The organism is Acinetobacter sp. 16, from assembly GCF_033439925.1.
GTDB lineage: Bacteria > Pseudomonadota > Gammaproteobacteria > Pseudomonadales > Moraxellaceae > Acinetobacter > Acinetobacter junii.
In genome coordinates this window covers 3,143,148-3,160,003 of the sequence record NZ_CP137746.1, presented here as the reverse complement: position 1 = coordinate 3,160,003, position 16,856 = coordinate 3,143,148, and the positions used below count along the sequence as shown (strand labels likewise).

Annotated in this window: 17 protein-coding genes and 1 pseudogene; 9 read left to right on the top strand and 9 right to left on the bottom strand. The window is 37.4% G+C overall.

Features of this window, described 5'->3' with window-relative positions:
- Genes R2H34_RS15325 through R2H34_RS15315 form a run of 3 tightly spaced genes read right to left on the bottom strand, consistent with a single transcriptional unit; the run spans position 1 to position 2,749 of the window.
- Positions 1–903, bottom strand: coding sequence for a sce7725 family protein (locus R2H34_RS15325; protein WP_004964677.1), 903 nt, complete (start codon positions 901–903; stop codon positions 1–3).
- The gene (locus R2H34_RS15320; protein WP_004964674.1) at positions 872–1,744 is read right to left on the bottom strand and encodes a sce7726 family protein; all 873 of its coding nucleotides are present in this window, start codon (positions 1,742–1,744) and stop codon (positions 872–874) included. Before R2H34_RS15320 ends, R2H34_RS15325 begins: the two co-directional genes overlap by 32 nt.
- A gap of 36 nt (positions 1,745–1,780) precedes the next feature.
- Positions 1,781–2,749 carry an IS30 family transposase gene (locus R2H34_RS15315; RefSeq protein WP_014538385.1) on the bottom strand — a complete coding sequence of 323 codons (969 nt, stop codon included), beginning with the start codon at positions 2,747–2,749 and terminating at the stop codon, positions 1,781–1,783.
- A 310-nt stretch (positions 2,750–3,059) separates the two neighbouring features.
- Between R2H34_RS15315 and R2H34_RS15310 the strand changes: the two genes are divergently transcribed.
- From R2H34_RS15310 to R2H34_RS15295, 4 genes are all read left to right on the top strand, one after another.
- A complete protein-coding gene (locus tag R2H34_RS15310) occupies positions 3,060–3,890 on the top strand; it encodes an AraC family transcriptional regulator (RefSeq protein WP_004964672.1) in 831 nt (276 codons plus the stop codon).
- An 81-nt stretch (positions 3,891–3,971) separates the two neighbouring features.
- Positions 3,972–4,682 carry an AzlC family ABC transporter permease gene (locus R2H34_RS15305; RefSeq protein WP_004964670.1) on the top strand — a complete coding sequence of 237 codons (711 nt, stop codon included), beginning with the start codon at positions 3,972–3,974 and terminating at the stop codon, positions 4,680–4,682.
- Positions 4,679–4,996: an AzlD domain-containing protein gene (locus R2H34_RS15300; protein ID WP_004909748.1), complete on the top strand. Its 318-nt coding sequence runs from the start codon at positions 4,679–4,681 to the stop codon at positions 4,994–4,996. The genes R2H34_RS15305 and R2H34_RS15300 overlap by 4 nt, the downstream gene beginning before the upstream one ends.
- A gap of 93 nt (positions 4,997–5,089) precedes the next feature.
- Positions 5,090–5,854, top strand: coding sequence for an HD domain-containing protein (locus tag R2H34_RS15295; protein WP_318342342.1), 765 nt, complete (start codon positions 5,090–5,092; stop codon positions 5,852–5,854).
- Between the two features lie 57 nt (positions 5,855–5,911).
- On the opposite strand, the pseudogene R2H34_RS15290 reads toward R2H34_RS15295, so the two are convergent.
- Both R2H34_RS15290 and R2H34_RS15285 read right to left on the bottom strand, forming a co-directional pair.
- Positions 5,912–7,205: pseudogene (locus tag R2H34_RS15290) on the bottom strand (MFS transporter).
- A gap of 202 nt (positions 7,206–7,407) precedes the next feature.
- Entirely contained in the window at positions 7,408–7,785 is a 378-nt protein-coding gene (locus R2H34_RS15285) for a MerR family DNA-binding protein (protein WP_004909736.1), read from the bottom strand.
- A 103-nt stretch (positions 7,786–7,888) separates the two neighbouring features.
- Between R2H34_RS15285 and R2H34_RS15280 the strand changes: the two genes are divergently transcribed.
- Positions 7,889–8,995 (top strand): SDR family oxidoreductase, encoded by a 1,107-nt coding sequence (locus tag R2H34_RS15280; protein ID WP_039047989.1) that lies wholly within the window; start codon positions 7,889–7,891, stop codon positions 8,993–8,995.
- A 97-nt stretch (positions 8,996–9,092) separates the two neighbouring features.
- Here the strand turns inward: R2H34_RS15280 and R2H34_RS15275 are convergent, their stop codons facing one another.
- Both R2H34_RS15275 and R2H34_RS15270 read right to left on the bottom strand, forming a co-directional pair.
- Positions 9,093–9,980 (bottom strand): SDR family NAD(P)-dependent oxidoreductase, encoded by an 888-nt coding sequence (locus R2H34_RS15275; RefSeq protein ID WP_039047988.1) that lies wholly within the window; start codon positions 9,978–9,980, stop codon positions 9,093–9,095.
- Between the two features lie 249 nt (positions 9,981–10,229).
- A complete protein-coding gene (locus R2H34_RS15270; protein ID WP_075696017.1) occupies positions 10,230–11,507 on the bottom strand; it encodes an O-acetylhomoserine aminocarboxypropyltransferase/cysteine synthase family protein in 1,278 nt (425 codons plus the stop codon).
- 297 nt (positions 11,508–11,804) lie between these two features.
- Here R2H34_RS15270 and ettA point away from each other — a divergent pair, with 297 nt between their 5' ends.
- Entirely contained in the window at positions 11,805–13,466 is a 1,662-nt protein-coding gene (gene ettA, locus R2H34_RS15265; protein WP_004909725.1) for an energy-dependent translational throttle protein EttA, read from the top strand.
- 45 nt (positions 13,467–13,511) lie between these two features.
- On the opposite strand, the gene R2H34_RS15260 is transcribed toward ettA, so the two are convergent.
- Complete coding sequence (locus R2H34_RS15260; protein ID WP_042891757.1) at positions 13,512–13,889, bottom strand: SEL1-like repeat protein; 378 nt, start codon at positions 13,887–13,889, stop codon at positions 13,512–13,514.
- A 300-nt stretch (positions 13,890–14,189) separates the two neighbouring features.
- Complete coding sequence (locus R2H34_RS15255) at positions 14,190–15,119, bottom strand: IS5-like element ISAba10 family transposase (RefSeq protein WP_004763228.1); 930 nt, start codon at positions 15,117–15,119, stop codon at positions 14,190–14,192.
- 15 nt (positions 15,120–15,134) lie between these two features.
- Between R2H34_RS15255 and R2H34_RS15250 the strand changes: the two genes are divergently transcribed.
- The 3 genes from R2H34_RS15250 to R2H34_RS15240 all read left to right on the top strand — a co-directional run bounded on the left by R2H34_RS15250 (position 15,135) and on the right by R2H34_RS15240 (position 16,743).
- Positions 15,135–15,503, top strand: coding sequence for a cation efflux protein, CzcI-like (locus tag R2H34_RS15250; RefSeq protein WP_318342341.1), 369 nt, complete (start codon positions 15,135–15,137; stop codon positions 15,501–15,503).
- Between the two features lie 319 nt (positions 15,504–15,822).
- Positions 15,823–16,434, top strand: a complete 612-nt coding sequence (locus R2H34_RS15245) for a methyltransferase family protein (RefSeq protein ID WP_004951496.1) — start codon at positions 15,823–15,825, stop codon at positions 16,432–16,434.
- Between the two features lie 138 nt (positions 16,435–16,572).
- The gene (locus tag R2H34_RS15240) at positions 16,573–16,743 is read left to right on the top strand and encodes a hypothetical protein (protein WP_169040464.1); all 171 of its coding nucleotides are present in this window, start codon (positions 16,573–16,575) and stop codon (positions 16,741–16,743) included.
- The last annotated feature ends 113 nt before the right edge of the window (positions 16,744–16,856 follow it).

The window sequence follows — 16,856 nt, the reverse complement described above, 5'->3', positions numbered from 1 at the left end:
TTAATCCTTTGATTCTAAATATATATTTATTGTTTCAATATGATGCATTATTGAAATTTTTTTAACTTGCCCTAACCCAGGGAAATGTCCTATTTTGTATAAAAAAATGAACTCTTGTAGTCCTTCTGTTTCTTCGAAGAGGATTCTTTTTGATTGAAAATCAGAAATAAGTTTTGTTAACGCTTGCTTAAATTTAGCACCAGGGTTGGTAGGTGTTCCATCATCTTCTGATGAATAGTGGCGAATGAATAATTCATCAAACCTTTGAGAATCAATATATGATGCATGAACTGTTACAACATAAGCTGGACCACCACCTTCAATAAAATCATTGCCTGTAATAGTATAATCACCAAAACCTATATTGTTTTCGTCTTTATAATAGCTATGTAAAGCAGAGAATGATGACTCTTGAGGATAGTCTGCATTTCTTAATTGTCTTTTAAAAAAATCTTCATATACAACTTTATTGCGTATGTGCTTTTTAACTATTGGGCTATTATCATTCTGTATAAAGTTAATTTTAGATAAATTTGAAAAATTTATAAGTTCTTGATCAATGCCTTTTTGGATAAATAATCCAAAAGAGTTTAATCCTAAAAAATCACTGTATGAGTTAGTTTTTTCGTTGATTGAGTAGAGTGGAATATACTCTATATTCTCTATTTTAGTTATAAGTTCATTGAACTCCGTTTGTGATTTTTTGAAGTCACCAATTGTCGGGTTGATGATTATATAAGGTACGATACCATTCTTATTTAGGACTTCAATGGTTTTGCATAGTGCTTTTATATCATTTTTTACAGGCTCAATAACAGGAGTAAAGTTTTTAAGTCCTAGCTCTGATAGTTCTCGAATAGCTAAAAGCTCATTAAGTTTTCCTCTTAAAATTGGATAATACATTAAGTTCTTTCTCCGAGAAAAAGCTAATTAGGTTTTTAATATCATTTTTATTGAATTTAAAGCTTATCAAAGCATTAGTCAAAGGGGAAGGTAGAGTATTTATGGCTTCAATATTATTCTTTCTGTATTTCTTTAAAGTTTTTAAAAATAAATTGTTCACAACAGCTCTATCAGATTTATTTAAAATTTTAAAGCATAGATCAAAAACTTGAGTGTTGGGAACATCAATTTTTAATCCATATATATTTTCAGCAATATCTAAATACTCTTCTTTTCTTAAAGATTTCATCATAAGGCTAATATCAAAAATATTATTTGATATAGCGTCTTTTATAGTTCGTAAAGTGTTGTTGTCGGTTAAAACAATAATACCAACACTATGAGGAATAATAGCTTCTACATCTACTTGTAGGGAACTAGGGCAAACGACATAAACTTTTTCAAATAATTGAATATATGACTGTAGTTGGTCTTCTAATCTGTTTAATGAATCATATTCTGTTTTGATTTCATAACAAGTTGAACAGCCATTTAGTAAGACTAAATCAGCTTTATTCTGACCTACTCTGAATTCTGAAAGTAAAACGGATGACTGGAGTGAATGTTTGCTTCTTAAAATTTTGCGAGCAATCAAATTTTTATAGACATATTCATTTCGATAATTCCGACTTAAAAACTCAAATGCAGATGAATATATATCATCGATACTAGTTGTATTTACATTTGATCTTAAGTTCTTGTTATTTATTATTTTTTCAAGAGGTGAAACGTCGCCAGAAGCAATGGCTCTTAAGCTATTACTTGTAAAAAGTTTGGCGATTTCTCTCTCAGTAGTGCTCACAATATTAAGATAGCTTATATAAATTAGATGGCGAATTCAAACATGAGGTGCGACAGTTTGAAAAGTCTTATGATAATCAACAAGCTGAGCAAATTTCTCTAATGGTGTAAGCCAATCTAACGCTTTTCTAGGACGAGTATTCAGTGACATGGCAACTTGATTTAAATAATGCTGATCTGCCTGATTTAAATCAATCCCTTTAGGTAAATATTGCCTAATTAAACCATTCATATTTTCGCATGTGCCTTTTTGCCAGGGTGAATGTGGGTCACAGAAATATACATCTATGCCTAAATCTTCTTCAAGTATTTTATGTTCTGCCATCTCGCGTCCACGGTCATAGGTCAACGTTTTACGCAGTTCTGCAGGTAAATATTTCAGAGCTTCAGTTAAAGCCTTGCGCACTGATTCTGCCTTTGCATCAGGTAATGTTGCCAAGATACAGAGCCGTGTATTTCGTTCAATAAGTGTTGCTATCGAACTTTTATTGTCTTTACCTTTAATTAAATCAGCTTCCCAATGACCCGGTATTTTTCTTTCTTGAACTTCGGCTGGGCGCTCATGAATAGTTTTAATATCCTGTAATATAGAATCTTTTTTAGGTTCACCGTTAGCTTTTCGCTTTTTATTTTCATGACGTAGACAGGATAATAAGTCTTTTTTCAACTCACCCTTGGGTAATGCTCGTATCGTTGAATAAATCGTTGTATGGCTTACATTCATTGTTTGATCCAAATCAGGAAATGTCTTTAAACGCTTTGCTATTTGCTGAGGAGACCATAAACAACGGATCGCTTCAACAATAAATTTCCAGAGGATTGAATCGATTTTGAGTTTTCTGTGACCACGTCTACGTCTAGCAAAAGTGTTATCAGAAGCATATCGAGCTTGATAAACGTCATTGATGCTATTTCTTTTAAGCTCACGATAGATCGTACTAGGATGTCTTTTAATAAGTTCAGCAAATTTTCTGGCTGAAAAGCCTTCTTTTCTTGACTCAAGCATTAATGCAGTACGATCTTCAAAGTTAAGATGATGGTATGACAATTTTATATACTCCATAAACCCTTTAAATTAATTAGGTGGTTTATGTCGCACTTCAAGTTTTACTCTGCCGATTATTCTTATTGTACCTAGTAATCTAATAAGAAAAAAAGCTGAAAAATAATTTTTACCTCAGATCGCTTAATTTTTTTGAACGTAAAATTTAGTAAATTGTTTTATATAGCTTGAGCTATGAACAGCAATTTTGTTCTATAAATCTATCTAAATCGCGTTAACCTGAAATGATGCATACATGCCTTAGGAGGTCGTGATGTCACGCAGACCTCGTGAACAAGTCGATTATTTACACCTCGAAGAACTCGGTGGTTTAGAAATGTTGAAAGCCAGTTACTTTCAGCAGGAGTTCTCGCGACATGTTCATGAAGGATTTTGTATCGGTGTGATTGAAGAGGGTGCGCAACGTTTTTATCGTACAGGGGGCAATCATGTTGCGCCGCAAGGCGATATTATTTTGGTGAATGCTGATGAAGTACATACAGGCTCATCTGCGGTAGAAACGGGCTGGCGTTATCGAGCAATTTATCCAACTCCAGAAATTTTCCATGAACTGACGCGTGATCTCACGACTATTCATGGCACAGCACCGTGGTTTAGAGAAGCCGTGTTGCATGACGAAGGTCTGGCGCAGCAATTACGATTACTATTTGATTTGTTAGAGCAACCGAGCAATACCTTGCTCAAACAAACCTTGTTCTTATCTACGATTGCTTGGCTAATCTCAAAATATAGCCAAACAAAACCGCATGCCGCTGACCTCAGTAATGCAAAACAGCGTATTTTAAATATTAAAGAATTAATGGCGAGTATGCCTGAGCAAGAGTTTTCACTCATCGAATTGGCTGAAATGGCGAATCTGAGCCAGTGGCATTTTTTACGTCAATTTAAAAAGCATGTTGGACTCTCACCACATGCGTGGTTGATCCAAGCGCGATTACAGAAATCACAAAAATTATTGAGACAGGGTTTGAACTTATCAGAAGTTTCACAGCAATGTGGTTTCTCAGATCAAAGTCATTTTAGTCGGCATTTTCGTCAAACGTTTGGTATTACGCCAGGCGGTTATACTGCTTATCTCAAATAAAAAAAACAGCAATTTTATACAAGCTTGGATGATCTAGATTTGGCATAGTCATTGGGTTTTTAATCAATGATTGTGATGTAGATGTTAGCTGAAAACATAGATCATACCCCGATGACCGAATCACGGGCATTTTTAAATGGAGTGATCAAAATACTTCCATTGTGTTTTGCCGTATTACCTTGGGGCTTGTTGGCAGGTTCGATGGCGATTCAAGCAGGCCTTACAACCATGCAAGCCATTGCAATGTCTGCACTTGTCTTTGCGGGTGCAGCACAGTTGATGACTTTAGGGTTAGTTATGGCGGGTACACCTGCGTTAACGATCATTATTTCAGTTTTTCTGATTACTACACAGCATTATTTATATGCTTTGTATTTGCGAGAAGATATCTCCAAACAACCCTTAAAAAATCGTTTGATGCTGGGTTTTTTGCTGACGGATGAATTGTTCGCGGTGAGTATTAAAAAGCAGCAACATTATATTCACTATCTACTTGGTGCTGGATTTTGTTTTTATTTGTGTTGGGTACTGTTTAGCGCTTGTGGTGTATTCCTTGCTTCTGCAGTCCCTAATTTAGATCAATACAATCTCGATTTTTCCATTGTGGCAACTTTTATTGCAATCGTGGTTCCATTTATTAAAAACTTAAATACTTTGGTTGGTGTGCTTGTTTCAGTCACATTAACGGTGGTTTTTTTAAGTCTGGGGATTAAAAGTGCAGCAATCATGGCTGGAGTGATCGGGATGTTTGCTGCGAGTTGCTTACAGAATTTTCGGGAGCGTAAAGTATGACTTGGTTTATCCTGATTATTCTGGCACTAGTTGTATTTATGAATCGCTATATATTGCTTGAACCTAATCTTCCTTTGCGACTGCCGAAATGGTTTCAACAATCTTTGCAATATTCTGCTCCATGTTTATTGACTGCAATTGCCACCCCAATCGTGTTTATGGATGAGCATGGTGCATTTCGTGAGAGCTTACTCAATCCTTATTTTCTCGCCACAATTTTGACGATTTTGATTGCTTATGTAGTTCGTCATACCTTGTTAACGATTATATTAAGTTTGGCATGCTTTTATGGTTTGGTATTTTGGTTGAATTAGTTGATTTCTGGAACGTTTATTATCCTGAGTTGACATATAAACAGAATACTTATAAAAATTAGAGTAATTACTCTAATTTTATTGGTGGGTCAAATGCAAATCGGTCGACAGGTATGGATGGTTCAAACTTCAGGTGATTTATCCTTAACAGATCGTATGAGATTGTTAAGTCATAGTTTGCTGCCTGTACTTCAGCAAAGTGTAAAAATGTATGCATTTGCAAGCAGTATGACCAAAGCTCCAAAAATATTACAGATAGATGATTTGCATTTGCCTGATAGTGTCGAGATCAAACACGCAATTGAAAAGATGCAGTCCTGTAGCTCAATTGCCTTACAAAATCATTGTTTGAGGACTTGGTATTACGCCGTTGCATTTTCCAAGCTTCAAAAGCTAAAAATGGATGAGGAGTTATTGGCAGTTTCATGTTTGTTGCATGATTTGGGAATGACTGAGCAGCATTACCAACACCATGCAAACTGTCGCTGCTTTGCAGGACAGGGCGCTTATGCAGCCAAAGATTGGTCAATACAACGTGGTTGGCAAACACCACGTGCTGATCAATTATTTGATGCGATCAGTATGCATATGAATCCATTCGTGGCGCTTGAGGATGGTGTAGAAGCTCATTTACTACAACAAGCAGCCAGTTGTGATGTGATAGGCAGCCGTGGTTTTGAGTTCTCTACTACATTCAGAACACAGTTAAATCAACAATATCCACGTTTAGATTTTAATCAACATATGATTGAATTCACCCAACATGAAGCTCAAGCTCGTCCGAAATCACGTACTGCGATGGTGGTACAAAGTGGGTTTAAATATTTAGTTAAATTTAATCCTTATCTTGATCAATAAAAATAAAAAACCACTTTTAGTAGAACAAAAGTGGTTGATTTAATGGATTAAATTTTATCAGTGGTCATGTTCTAAATATTCAGGTTTTTTCGGTAATGCCCAACTACAGAAGAAACAAATGATCAACATGATAATGACATATACGAAGAATGTATTTTCAATGCCCGCATCTTTGAATAACAGTGCAACAGAAGGCGCAGAACCACCAAATAGTGCATTACCCACTGCATAGGAAAAACCAACACCTAATGCGCGTACATGAGGCGGGAACATTTCTGCTTTGACCAAACCGCTAATGGAAGTGTAGAAGCTCAACAACATCATCAAGAAAATGAGCAATAAGGTAATAATCACAGGCGAGTCTGCAAAACTACGCATTCCTGTCACCATCACGGGATAGATGAAAATAGCACTCAATAGACTAAAAGCGAGCATAGAGGCACGACGGCCAATTCGATCAGACAACATTCCAAAAAAGGGTTGAGCGATCATAAAAACAAATAAAGCAGTGGTCATGATAAACCCCACTGTTTTACCATCCATGCCAATATTGGTTAGGTAGGTCTTTGAATATACAGTCACTACATAAAATGTCAGTGAACCTGCTGAGGTATAACCCACCACCAATAAGAAAGTTTTCCAATGTTGCTTTAATAGTGCAATTAAGCTTCCCGATTCTTCACGTTCAGCATCTTCATTTGATAAGGTTTCTTCTAAACGGCTACGTGCAGCCAATGAAAGCAATGCAGCGACACCGCCAATCACGAAGGGAATACGCCATCCCCCATCATTTAATTGTTGTTCGGTCATGAAGCCCAGTAAGATGACCCCAAGTAAGCTTGCGAGTAGTTGGCCTCCTGATAAGGTGACGTATTGAAAAGAAGCAAAAAAACCACGCTGACCTTTTAAACCCAGTTCACTCATATAGGTGGCAACTGCACCATATTCACCACCTACAGATAACCCCTGTAATAAGCGAACCATCAGTAATAAAAATGGAGCGAGCATGCCGACTTGATCATAGGTTGGTAGGGCAGCAAAAAGAAATGAGCTGAGTGCCATCAGGCAAATCGAGATCACCATCGATTTTTTACGACCATGCCGATCAGCAATTCGTCCAAACAACCAGCTTCCAATTGGACGCATAAAGAAACTCGCTGCAAACACCCCCCCACACATAAATGGCTTTGGTCGTGGGTTCCATATCTGGAGCGGTTAATGCATGAGTAAAATAAGCAGCAAAAACGGCATAGATATAAAAATCAAACCATTCCACTAAATTCCCTGATGCTGCACCAACGATGCCTTTAATGCGGCTCGTTCTTTCTTCCTTGCTATATGTCTGACTCATATCTGATCCTTTCTACACTAAGCAAGATTCTGTTACTGAATCTTTACCGTTTGTTATATACCGCTAAAAAAGCATGAAAATGACACTATTTTGTATGCTTTTTATGACTGTATTTTTAGATGGTGAGAAAGACCTGAGAGTTCTGGAAGGCTTTAGCAGTAAGAATATAGTGACGATTAAATAGTATTTTTTTAAAAAACAATTACTTTAATTGTGGAATAGAACAATCCCTTCGCAAAGGACACGGTTCACCTTGAGTGAATTGGCTCAGCATGTTTCGAATTTGTTGGAGTTGAAAGATTTTTTCATCTATCGCCGCGAGTTTTTCTTGAAAGATATTTTGCATTTGATGCGCAGGTATTTCTTGTTCTGAGGTCATTTCTAAAATTTGTTTAATTTCATTGAGTGAGAATCCCAAATTTTTTGCCGTTCGAATTAATAACAGTTGTTGCAAAGTTTGCTCTGGATAGTCTTTGTAGCCATTAGCGCAAGTAACTGATTGTATAAGCGCCATTTTCTCATAAAAACGAATAGTATCCTTACTTAATTCGCTATGTTTAGATAATTGTCCAATCAACATAATAAGACCTTTTTATTTTTGAGTTTTTATAAAAATACCCTTGACCTTTGAGTGTACTCCACCCTTTAGCCTATTCCTACAACGACAAAAAAGAGTCATTCAAATGAAACAAACAACTTTAAAAGTAGAGCAATCTTTACAAGTCGCATTTGTTGCTGGTGCTACAGGATTTGTTGGGCGATTTTTGATTGCTGAATTGCTACAACAAGGACATCAAATTTTTGCATTACTCCGTAATAAAGCTCAGCAGCAAAGACAGCTCGAAGATTGGCTGAGAAATCGAAATATAAGTTTAGAGCGTTTTCAGTGTGTGCAAGGTGATGTGACGCAAGTTGATTTGGGTATAGAGAGCAGCACTTGGGAACAATTACAGCAAGTGAATACTTTGTACAACAGTAGTGCATTGTTTGCTTGGGATTTGAGTATGCGACATGCGCGCAAGGTTAATGTTGAAGGGGCACTGAATTTACTTTCAAGCCTGAATAAATACTGCAAATTAGATCGTGCCATCCACGTTTCAGGGTACATGTTGACTATTCACTCGCATTTACAACAAGCGGGAATTTGTCTCGATCAACCTGAAACCACTGATTGGAATAGGGTTTATCAACAATTGGGTGCGTATGAGGCATCCAAGATCGAAGCTCATTATGCGTGGATGAGATTGGCAGAAGAATTAAAGATTGATTGGACAATCATTCATCCAGCAACTGTTGTGGGCGATGCGCTTACGGGAGAAATTCCTGACAATCAACCGATTGCCCAAATGGTGGATTTATTAAAGCGGAAAAAAATGGGTGCAATACCTGCTACACCTCAACATTATTTGCCACTGGTGACAGTAGATTACTTGGTGAAAGTCATGGCACTTGCTGCAACCGAGAACAGTTTAGCCCAACGTGAACTGTTGGTAGCTCATCAACAACGTTTTGTTTTAGCTGAGATGTTTAATATCATCGCTACACAAGTTAATCAGCAAGCACCTACACGCTATGTGCCTTTAGCTGTCTTAAGAGTGATACTAAAATGGAAATGGCTGGCTCAGCAGTTAGAGATGTCTAAGGAAATGTTAGATTTTATTCGAACTGAGCCACTGAATACGACTTCATTGTCTCAACTGATTCAAAAGTGGAATATACATGAAACTGATCTGAAATTGGCTTTAGAAAAAACCAGTCGTTGGGTCGGACAACAGCCGAAATCTGCTTAGATAATCAACACCCTGTGGATAAGTCTGGATTTATACACATTGTATTTTTGTACATAAAAAAGCCTCCGTAGAGGAGGCTTTTTCAAATTATCGCAGATTACCAGTGTTCACCTGGGAACAAACGCGCATAGGCACGTTGGATTAGATTTAATTTCTCTTGCTCACCGATAGATGCTGTAGAGCTTGGGAATAAGTTAAAGCCGATAGACATCAAAATATTATTTACATCTGGTGCAATCGCATAAGTAATTGATGCGAGACGACCTAAGTTGGTTGCGATCTTTTTCGGACGTTTCACGATAGCATAAGCAATTAGGTCAGCTGCTTCTTCAGGTGAAAGAGTCGGTACATATTTATAGATCTTAGTCGGTGCAATCATTGGCGTACGGACTAAAGGCATATAAATCGAAGTAATTGCAATTTTATGAGAATGCACTTCAGCAGATAAACAACGGCTGAAAGCATCTAATGCAGCTTTAGAAGCAACATAAGCTGAGAAGCGAGTTGCATTGGCAAGTACACCGATTGAGCTGATATTGATGATTTGACCATCTTTACGTTGCATCATGTGCGGTAATACATTGAGTACTAAACGAACTGCGCCAAAATAATTCAGTTGCATAGTACGTTCAAAATCATGGAAACGATCAATTGATTCATGCACAGCACGACGAATTGAGCGGCCTGCATTGTTGATCAGAATATCAATATGATCAACTGAGGCAAGGATTTCTTTCGAAACCGCATCAATTGATTCCATGTCATTTAAATCACACGGAAATACCGATGCTTTTCCTCCGTTTGCTTCGATCTCTGCTTTTACTTCATCCAAAGTTTCTTTGGTACGAGCGAGCAATAAGACATGCGCACCAGCTTGAGCGAGGTGTTTTGAAACCGTTAAACCAATACCACTTGAAGCACCAGTGACAATGATTGTTTTACCGTCGACTTTTTGATTAAAAAGTTTTTTGAGTTTTGCGTTCATGTACGTTACCTACATTAATCAAGCTGTTGTTTGCAATGCTTTCTTATTGCGATTAAACACTGCACTTTATTTTGGTGTAATATTAACCGATATTTTAGGTTTGTCCAGTTTAAATGTATGAAACATAATAATTTTTTTTAGAGTAAAAACTCTAAAAAAATAAACCGATATTTTAAAAATGATATTATATTTTCCGAATTTTGCATAGAAAAAAAGCCCTATGTTAAGGGCTCATTGATTTCATTGAATTTAAACCTGAGCAAGCGCCTGTTCAAGGTCGGCAATCAGGTCATCAATATGCTCAATACCAACAGACAAACGAACGAGATCTTCACTCACGCCTGCAGATTGAAGTTCTTCTGCATTCAATTGGCGATGAGTTGTAGTTGCAGGATGGCATGCCAAACTCTTTGCATCACCAATGTTTACGAGACGAGTAAACAACTGTAATGCATCAATAAAACGAGTTCCTCCTTCACGACCATCTTGAACTCCAAAGGAAAGGATCGCTGAAGGTTTACCTTTCACGTATTTTTGTGCCAATTTATGCTGTGGGTGGTCACTAAGACCTGCATAGTTCACCCATTTTACTTTTGGATGTTGTTTCAGATATTCGGCAACTTTCAGGGCATTTTCGGTGTGACGTTCCATCCGTAGGTTTAGGGTTTCTAATCCTTGTAAAATCAAAAATACACTGAGTGGGCTAATCGCAGCACCAGTATTACGTAATGGAACGACACGCGCACGTGCGATATAGGCGGCTTCACCTAATACTTCAACATAGTTCACGCCGTGGTAGCTTGGATCAGGAGTATTTAAAGTTTTAAAACGTTCAGGATATTTACCCCATGGGAATTTCCCGCTATCCACAATAATGCCGCCAATGCTGTTGCCATGACCACCAATATACTTAGTGAGTGAATGAATTACGATATCGGCACCAAACTCAAATGGTTTGAGTAGAGCAGGTGTTGCCACTGTATTATCGACAATGACGGGTACACCATATTCATGGGCGATTTTGGCAATTGCTTCGAGGTCAATAATATTACCAAGTGGATTACCAATCGACTCAACGAAAACTAACTTAGTTTTGTCGTCAATGATTGAACGTAGTGCTTCTGGGTTTTGATAATCAAAAAAACGAACTTCGATGCCTTGCTTAGGCAGAGTATGAGCAAATAAGTTGTAAGTACCACCGTATAAAGTAGATACGGATGCAATATTATCTCCAGCTTCAGCAATCGTTTGAATCGAATAGGTAATTGCAGCCATTCCTGATGCTAGTGCCAAAGCGCCAATCCCGCCTTCCAGTGCAGCGATACGTTGCTCAAGTACTGCTGTGGTGGGATTCATGATTCGAGTATAAATATTGCCTTGAACTTTTAAATCAAATAAATCGGCACCATGTTGAGTGTTATCAAAGGCATAAGATGTTGTTTGATAAATTGGAACAGCCACTGCTTTGGTGGTTGCTTCTGGTGAATATCCCGCATGAATGGCTAAAGTTTCATCTTTGTATGTCATGGTTACATCATCTTCGTGAGTTAAATAATCAGCGAGTGTAGCCTAAAACTTATCCAAAATGGTGCATAAATTATGCGATTTATAGCGTTTTTATTCATATCTATAGCAAGATGTGGCTGCATAAGAATTGGTGTATTTGTTTAATGAAATTGCGTAATGTCTTGAAAAAGAAAATGCTTTTAATTGGCACAAACAAAATCTAACTTAACTTCATGTTGATTGGGTTTTCAGCGTATAATACGTGCGATTATTTTTCGCTTTTTGCGATGTATTGGTTTTTCAATTGAGGAGTCCTGCGTGGCCCAATATATTTATACGATGAACCGAGTGTCGAAGATGGTTCCGCCTAAGCGCGAAATCTTAAAAGACATCTCTTTATCATTTTTCCCAGGTGCAAAAATTGGTGTGCTTGGTTTAAACGGTGCAGGTAAGTCTACCTTGCTCCGTATTATGGCGGGCGTAGATAAAGATTTCTCTGGTGAAGCTCGTGCACAACCTGGAATCAAAATCGGTTACTTAGAACAAGAACCGCCACTTGATCCTACTAAAGATGTTCGCGGAAACGTTGAAGATGGCGTACGTGAGGCACTTGATGCTCTAGAACGTCTTGATCAAGTTTTTGCTGAATACGCTGATCCTGATGCTGATTTTGATGCACTTGCAAAAGAGCAAGAAAAGTTAGAATCAATTATTCATGCTTGGGATGCACATAATCTCAATAATCAACTTGAGATTGCTGCTGACGCATTAAATCTTCCTGCTTGGGATGCTGATGTTACTAAACTCTCAGGTGGTGAGCGCCGTCGTGTAGCATTGTGTCGTTTATTGCTTTCTAAGCCAGACATGCTGCTTCTAGACGAACCAACGAACCATTTGGATGCTGAATCAGTTACTTGGTTAGAGCGTTTCTTAAAAGATTTCCCTGGTACTATCGTTGCGATTACGCATGACCGTTATTTCTTAGATAACGTGGCTGAGTGGATTCTTGAACTTGACCGTGGACATGGTATTCCTTATCAAGGTAACTATTCTTCTTGGTTAGAGCAAAAGAATGCGCGTTTAGAGCAAGAACAGAAACAAGAAGAATCTTTTGCTAAAGCATTGAAAAAAGAACTTGAATGGGTTCGTTCAAATGCGAAAGGTCAGCAAAAGAAAAACAAAGCGCGTATGGAACGTTTTGAAGAGCTTAACTCTAAAGAATTCCAACAGCGTAATGAAACGTCTGAAATCTACATTCCACCTGGTCCACGTCTAGGTAATAAGGTTGTAGAAGTTGAAGGTATCAGTAAATCGTTTGATGGTCGCGTATTGTACGAGAACTTAAGCTTTACTGTACCGCCTACAGCGATTGTCGGTATCGTTGGTCCAAACGGTGCAGGTAAGACGACGTTATTCCGTATGATGACTGGTGAGCAGCAACCTGATACGGGTACTGTGACATTAGGTGATTCGGTTAAAGTCGCTTATGTTGGTCAGATCCGTGACACCCTAGACAACAATAAAACTGTTTGGGAAGAAGTTTCTGGTGGTTTAGATATCTTAAAAATTGGTGATTACGAAATTGCATCACGTGCATATATCGGTCGCTTTAACTTTAAAGGTCAAGATCAGCAAAAACGCGTAGGTGAATTATCTGGTGGTGAACGTAACCGTTTACAACTTGCCAAGATCCTTCAAATGGGCGCTAACGTAATCCTACTGGATGAGCCATCAAACGATTTGGATATCGAAACTTTACGTGCACTAGAGGATGCTATTTTGGTATTCCCTGGTACGGTAATGGTAGTATCGCATGACCGTTGGTTCCTTGACCGTATTGCAACGCATATCTTATCGTTCGAAAACGAACAACCAGAATTCTATACTGGTAACTATGCAGAATACGAAGCATATCGTCAGTCACGTTTAGGTGAAGATGCGGCTCAAAAACGTACCAAATACAAAAAAATTAGCGGTTAATTTCTGCTAATAAAAAAACCAGCCTCAGGGCTGGTTTTTTACAACTTATGAAAATGCTATTTCACTAAAAGCATTATATAAATAGGCTCTCGCTTTAGGATGACCTAATGAAACAGCCCTATCCAGCCAATATTGCGCTTTCCTATAATCTTTGTCTAACCCCAAGTCACCATGTAAATAACTTTCACCTAATTTAAAAGCTGCTTCTGCATCGCCTCTTAATGCTGCTCGCAAATAATACCAAACTGCATTTCGGTCGTTGGAGGACTGTTTTAGAGATTGTAACGTTTGATGTTCATGTGTTGCTAATCTCTCAAAGTAATGTGCTTTACTTATCTCAGACTTTGCATCAGGAAGATCTTGGTGATCTATAAGGTTTACTATAAAAGAGTGAGCCGATTGTTTGAGTTGTTTGATATTCATATTGGCCTCCCACTTTTGTGTCTTTTTTATACTATAAAGCTTTTTTACTAAAATGTTGTAATTTTATTTATTTCATCAGTTTGATTCTAAATTAATTAAAATTTTGACGAATGGTTTTTTATTACAATGTAATTTTATTACATCAAGCTTACTTGATATAGTCTACATATTATTTGAACATTTGATATAAAAGTGCGCCATTCTAGTATATTTATGACCGTCTTACTTAGCTTATTCATATTCCAAAGGGCTTTGTTGCACAAATAGACGAAAGGTAGAGTTGTTCTAATCTTCAGATATTTATGCAACAGCCACCGTTTTAGCTGTACCAAGTTGAGTAAATTTATTCAAAATATCGACTCTTATTTGCAAGTCAACCACCTGACGATTAAAGCATCGACTAGATACACCTTGTCCAAGTCGTTTCAAGGCAAACATTTTAGCCTCTATTCGGGATCGTCGATGATAACCAATATCTCGTTTCCACTGCTTTTGACCCTTGTCCCAACAGCCTTGTACTGCATGATTCCTTGCTTTACCAATTTCATTTTCCGCCCATAAAGCAGCATTGGAACGAGGAGGGATAATTACATTTGCTTGCCGTTTCAAAATCGCATCATAACAATTCACTGTGTCATAAGCACCATCAGCCGTGACAGATGCAATGGGTTCATCAATTTGATCTAAAAGAGGTTGGAGCATTTCAGCATCACCATATTGGCAGGTCGTGACTTCAACCGCTTGTATTTCTCCACTGTTTGCATCTGTCGCAAGATGTAATTTCAGCCATTGTCGATGTTGGTTTACGCCATGTTTTTTACGCACCCATTCCCCATCACCTGTAACTTTGATCCCTGTGCTATCAACTAAAATATGCAAGTCTTCCTGTGGATTTTTTGCTGATTTATGTAGAAGTGGCTGGAGCTTATCTGCTCGCCGACTCAATGTTGAGAAGTCTGGAACATTCCAGTCGAGGTGAGCCATTTGCAAAAGGCTTTGAATGAAACCTTGTGTTTGGCGTAAAGCCAGTTGGAACAGGTTTCGTATCGTCAGGGCAAATTGAATTGCTATATCAGTGTAGGTAGGTTGCCGTCCTTTTTTTCCAGTAGGTGTTGCAGACCATTGCATTTGGGGATCAAACCAAATGGTGAAAGCACCCCGTTGACGTAAAGCCTGATTGTACTCAGACCAGTTCGTTGTTTTGTATCGGCTTTTTGATTCTGTATTCATCTAACATGTATGGGGATGAAATTTATTTATGCAACAAAGCCATTCCAAAGTATTTGGAACGTGGCGGCTGCGTATTGTGCTCATGAACAGATGATAGAACCACTTACTATAACGACTCATTTTGGTCATCACGACATTGACAAATCTTCAAAGAATCAAGATGCTTTCGCAATTACTGAACAAGATTCTGATCCAGTTTTGACAGTCAATCATCATGATCATTTACCTTCGTGTTTTCAGCTTGCCGTGTTCAATCAACAAAATGATGTTGAGTACATTTTATCTCAAATATATGAATTAAAACAAAAATATACTTGGCTGAACTTCTATCAATCCCCTGATTTGTTCATTTCAGACCCACCTCCTGTCTTTACCCTGCTATAGGTGGGGTAGCCGAAAAATAACCCACCAGAAATAGGTCTATTTCAAAGGGTTATATTATGCTTAATTATTTATGTAAAAAATACTCTAAATATATGGGTGGGATTTTCTTTATATTAAAGAAACCTTCATTGAATTTAGTTTATTCGTTGTTTCTAGTTGATTATTACAATGGTAAATATCACTTTGTATATGATAGGTATTTACCAAATGGTTTATTGAATAATGCTATTAGGGTTGTTGTTTTAAATGCATTCAAATATCAAGTGAATAATATATTTTTCAAAAAATTAAAATATTTGATTTTTGGAGGTATTTATTCATGAGTTATTTACTTTCATCTAAAATTAGAACGCTAAGTTCAAGATTTATCGGTTTTTTCCTTCTAATAATAGTTGCATTAAGTTTAAGCAAATGGCATTTTCATGCTTCATTAATCGGGTATTTTTTATGGTTGATGGGGTGGTTATTTGTAGGTGTTGGAGCAATGGGAAGGATTTGGTGCAGCATTTATATTTCAGGGTATAAAAATAATAAATTGGTAATGGAGGGTCCATATTCATTATGTCGCAATCCATTATATCTATTTAGTTATTTAGGTGGTGTGGGGATCATGTTTTTAACTGAAACATTTTTATTCCCATTGATATTCACTGTTTATTTTCTGATTTATTACCACTATGTGATTAGCCAAGAAGAAAAATTTTTGAGCAAGAAATATGGGATGAAGTATTTAGCGTATATGGATCGCATTCCTCGGTTTATTCCGAGTTTTAAAAAGTATACAGAACCTGAATGCTATCAGATTTCGCCTAAACATTTTCGGATTTTCTTGGTGCAGGTAGTCTGGTTTTTTTGGATTGCAGCACTGGTTCAATTATTTGAAAAGCTTCGGCTTTTAGGTGTGATCCCATCTATTTTTAGGTGGTTTTAAGCAACTGTTTTTTAGTTTTATTTTGTCTTGGTAAGAGTTATCTAAGCTTCAGAGCTTACTCAAACTAAGGCTGTTTATCTGATTTGGTTATTGGCGTTTTTCCAATAATTGATGAATTTTTTGAATAGGGTCTGAATTATGTTATCTAAAGTTAATCTAAAGTTATGTGCCTTAGTTTTCTGTCTTTTTGCTGGCACAGCGCACGCTGATGGCGGCTTGTTGTTCTTGGAAAAGAATTTACAAGCGCAAAAGGAAACGAAAACCAAGCAAGTCAATCATGGTGAGCAGTTAAGTGCTCAACAAAAATAAGATTGAACATGAATTTAGTAATTAAAGGTCAGCAATGTTGGTTTTTATTTAAACTGACCGAAATGTAATTTTATTACACTGACCTTACTTGCTATAGTTCATCTGTGCAATTT

Bases quoted from the DNA above. Each gene is read 5' to 3' on its own strand.
- R2H34_RS15325 (WP_004964677.1), bottom strand. From the start codon at position 903: ATGTATTATCCAATTTTAAGAGGAAAACTTAATGAGCTTTTAGCTATT.
- R2H34_RS15315 (WP_014538385.1), bottom strand. From the start codon at position 2,749: ATGCTTGAGTCAAGAAAAGAAGGCTTTTCAGCCAGAAAATTTGCTGAA.
- R2H34_RS15310 (WP_004964672.1), top strand. From the start codon at position 3,060: ATGTCACGCAGACCTCGTGAACAAGTCGATTATTTACACCTCGAAGAA.
- R2H34_RS15305 (WP_004964670.1), top strand. From the start codon at position 3,972: ATGTTAGCTGAAAACATAGATCATACCCCGATGACCGAATCACGGGCA.
- R2H34_RS15300 (WP_004909748.1), top strand. From the start codon at position 4,679: ATGACTTGGTTTATCCTGATTATTCTGGCACTAGTTGTATTTATGAAT.
- R2H34_RS15295 (WP_318342342.1), top strand. From the start codon at position 5,090: ATGCAAATCGGTCGACAGGTATGGATGGTTCAAACTTCAGGTGATTTA.
- R2H34_RS15285 (WP_004909736.1), bottom strand. From the start codon at position 7,785: ATGTTGATTGGACAATTATCTAAACATAGCGAATTAAGTAAGGATACT.
- R2H34_RS15280 (WP_039047989.1), top strand. From the start codon at position 7,889: ATGAAACAAACAACTTTAAAAGTAGAGCAATCTTTACAAGTCGCATTT.
- R2H34_RS15275 (WP_039047988.1), bottom strand. From the start codon at position 9,980: ATGAACGCAAAACTCAAAAAACTTTTTAATCAAAAAGTCGACGGTAAA.
- R2H34_RS15270 (WP_075696017.1), bottom strand. From the start codon at position 11,507: ATGACATACAAAGATGAAACTTTAGCCATTCATGCGGGATATTCACCA.
- R2H34_RS15260 (WP_042891757.1), bottom strand. From the start codon at position 13,889: ATGAATATCAAACAACTCAAACAATCGGCTCACTCTTTTATAGTAAAC.
- R2H34_RS15255 (WP_004763228.1), bottom strand. From the start codon at position 15,119: ATGAATACAGAATCAAAAAGCCGATACAAAACAACGAACTGGTCTGAG.
- R2H34_RS15250 (WP_318342341.1), top strand. From the start codon at position 15,135: ATGAAATTTATTTATGCAACAAAGCCATTCCAAAGTATTTGGAACGTG.
- R2H34_RS15245 (WP_004951496.1), top strand. From the start codon at position 15,823: ATGAGTTATTTACTTTCATCTAAAATTAGAACGCTAAGTTCAAGATTT.
- R2H34_RS15240 (WP_169040464.1), top strand. From the start codon at position 16,573: ATGTTATCTAAAGTTAATCTAAAGTTATGTGCCTTAGTTTTCTGTCTT.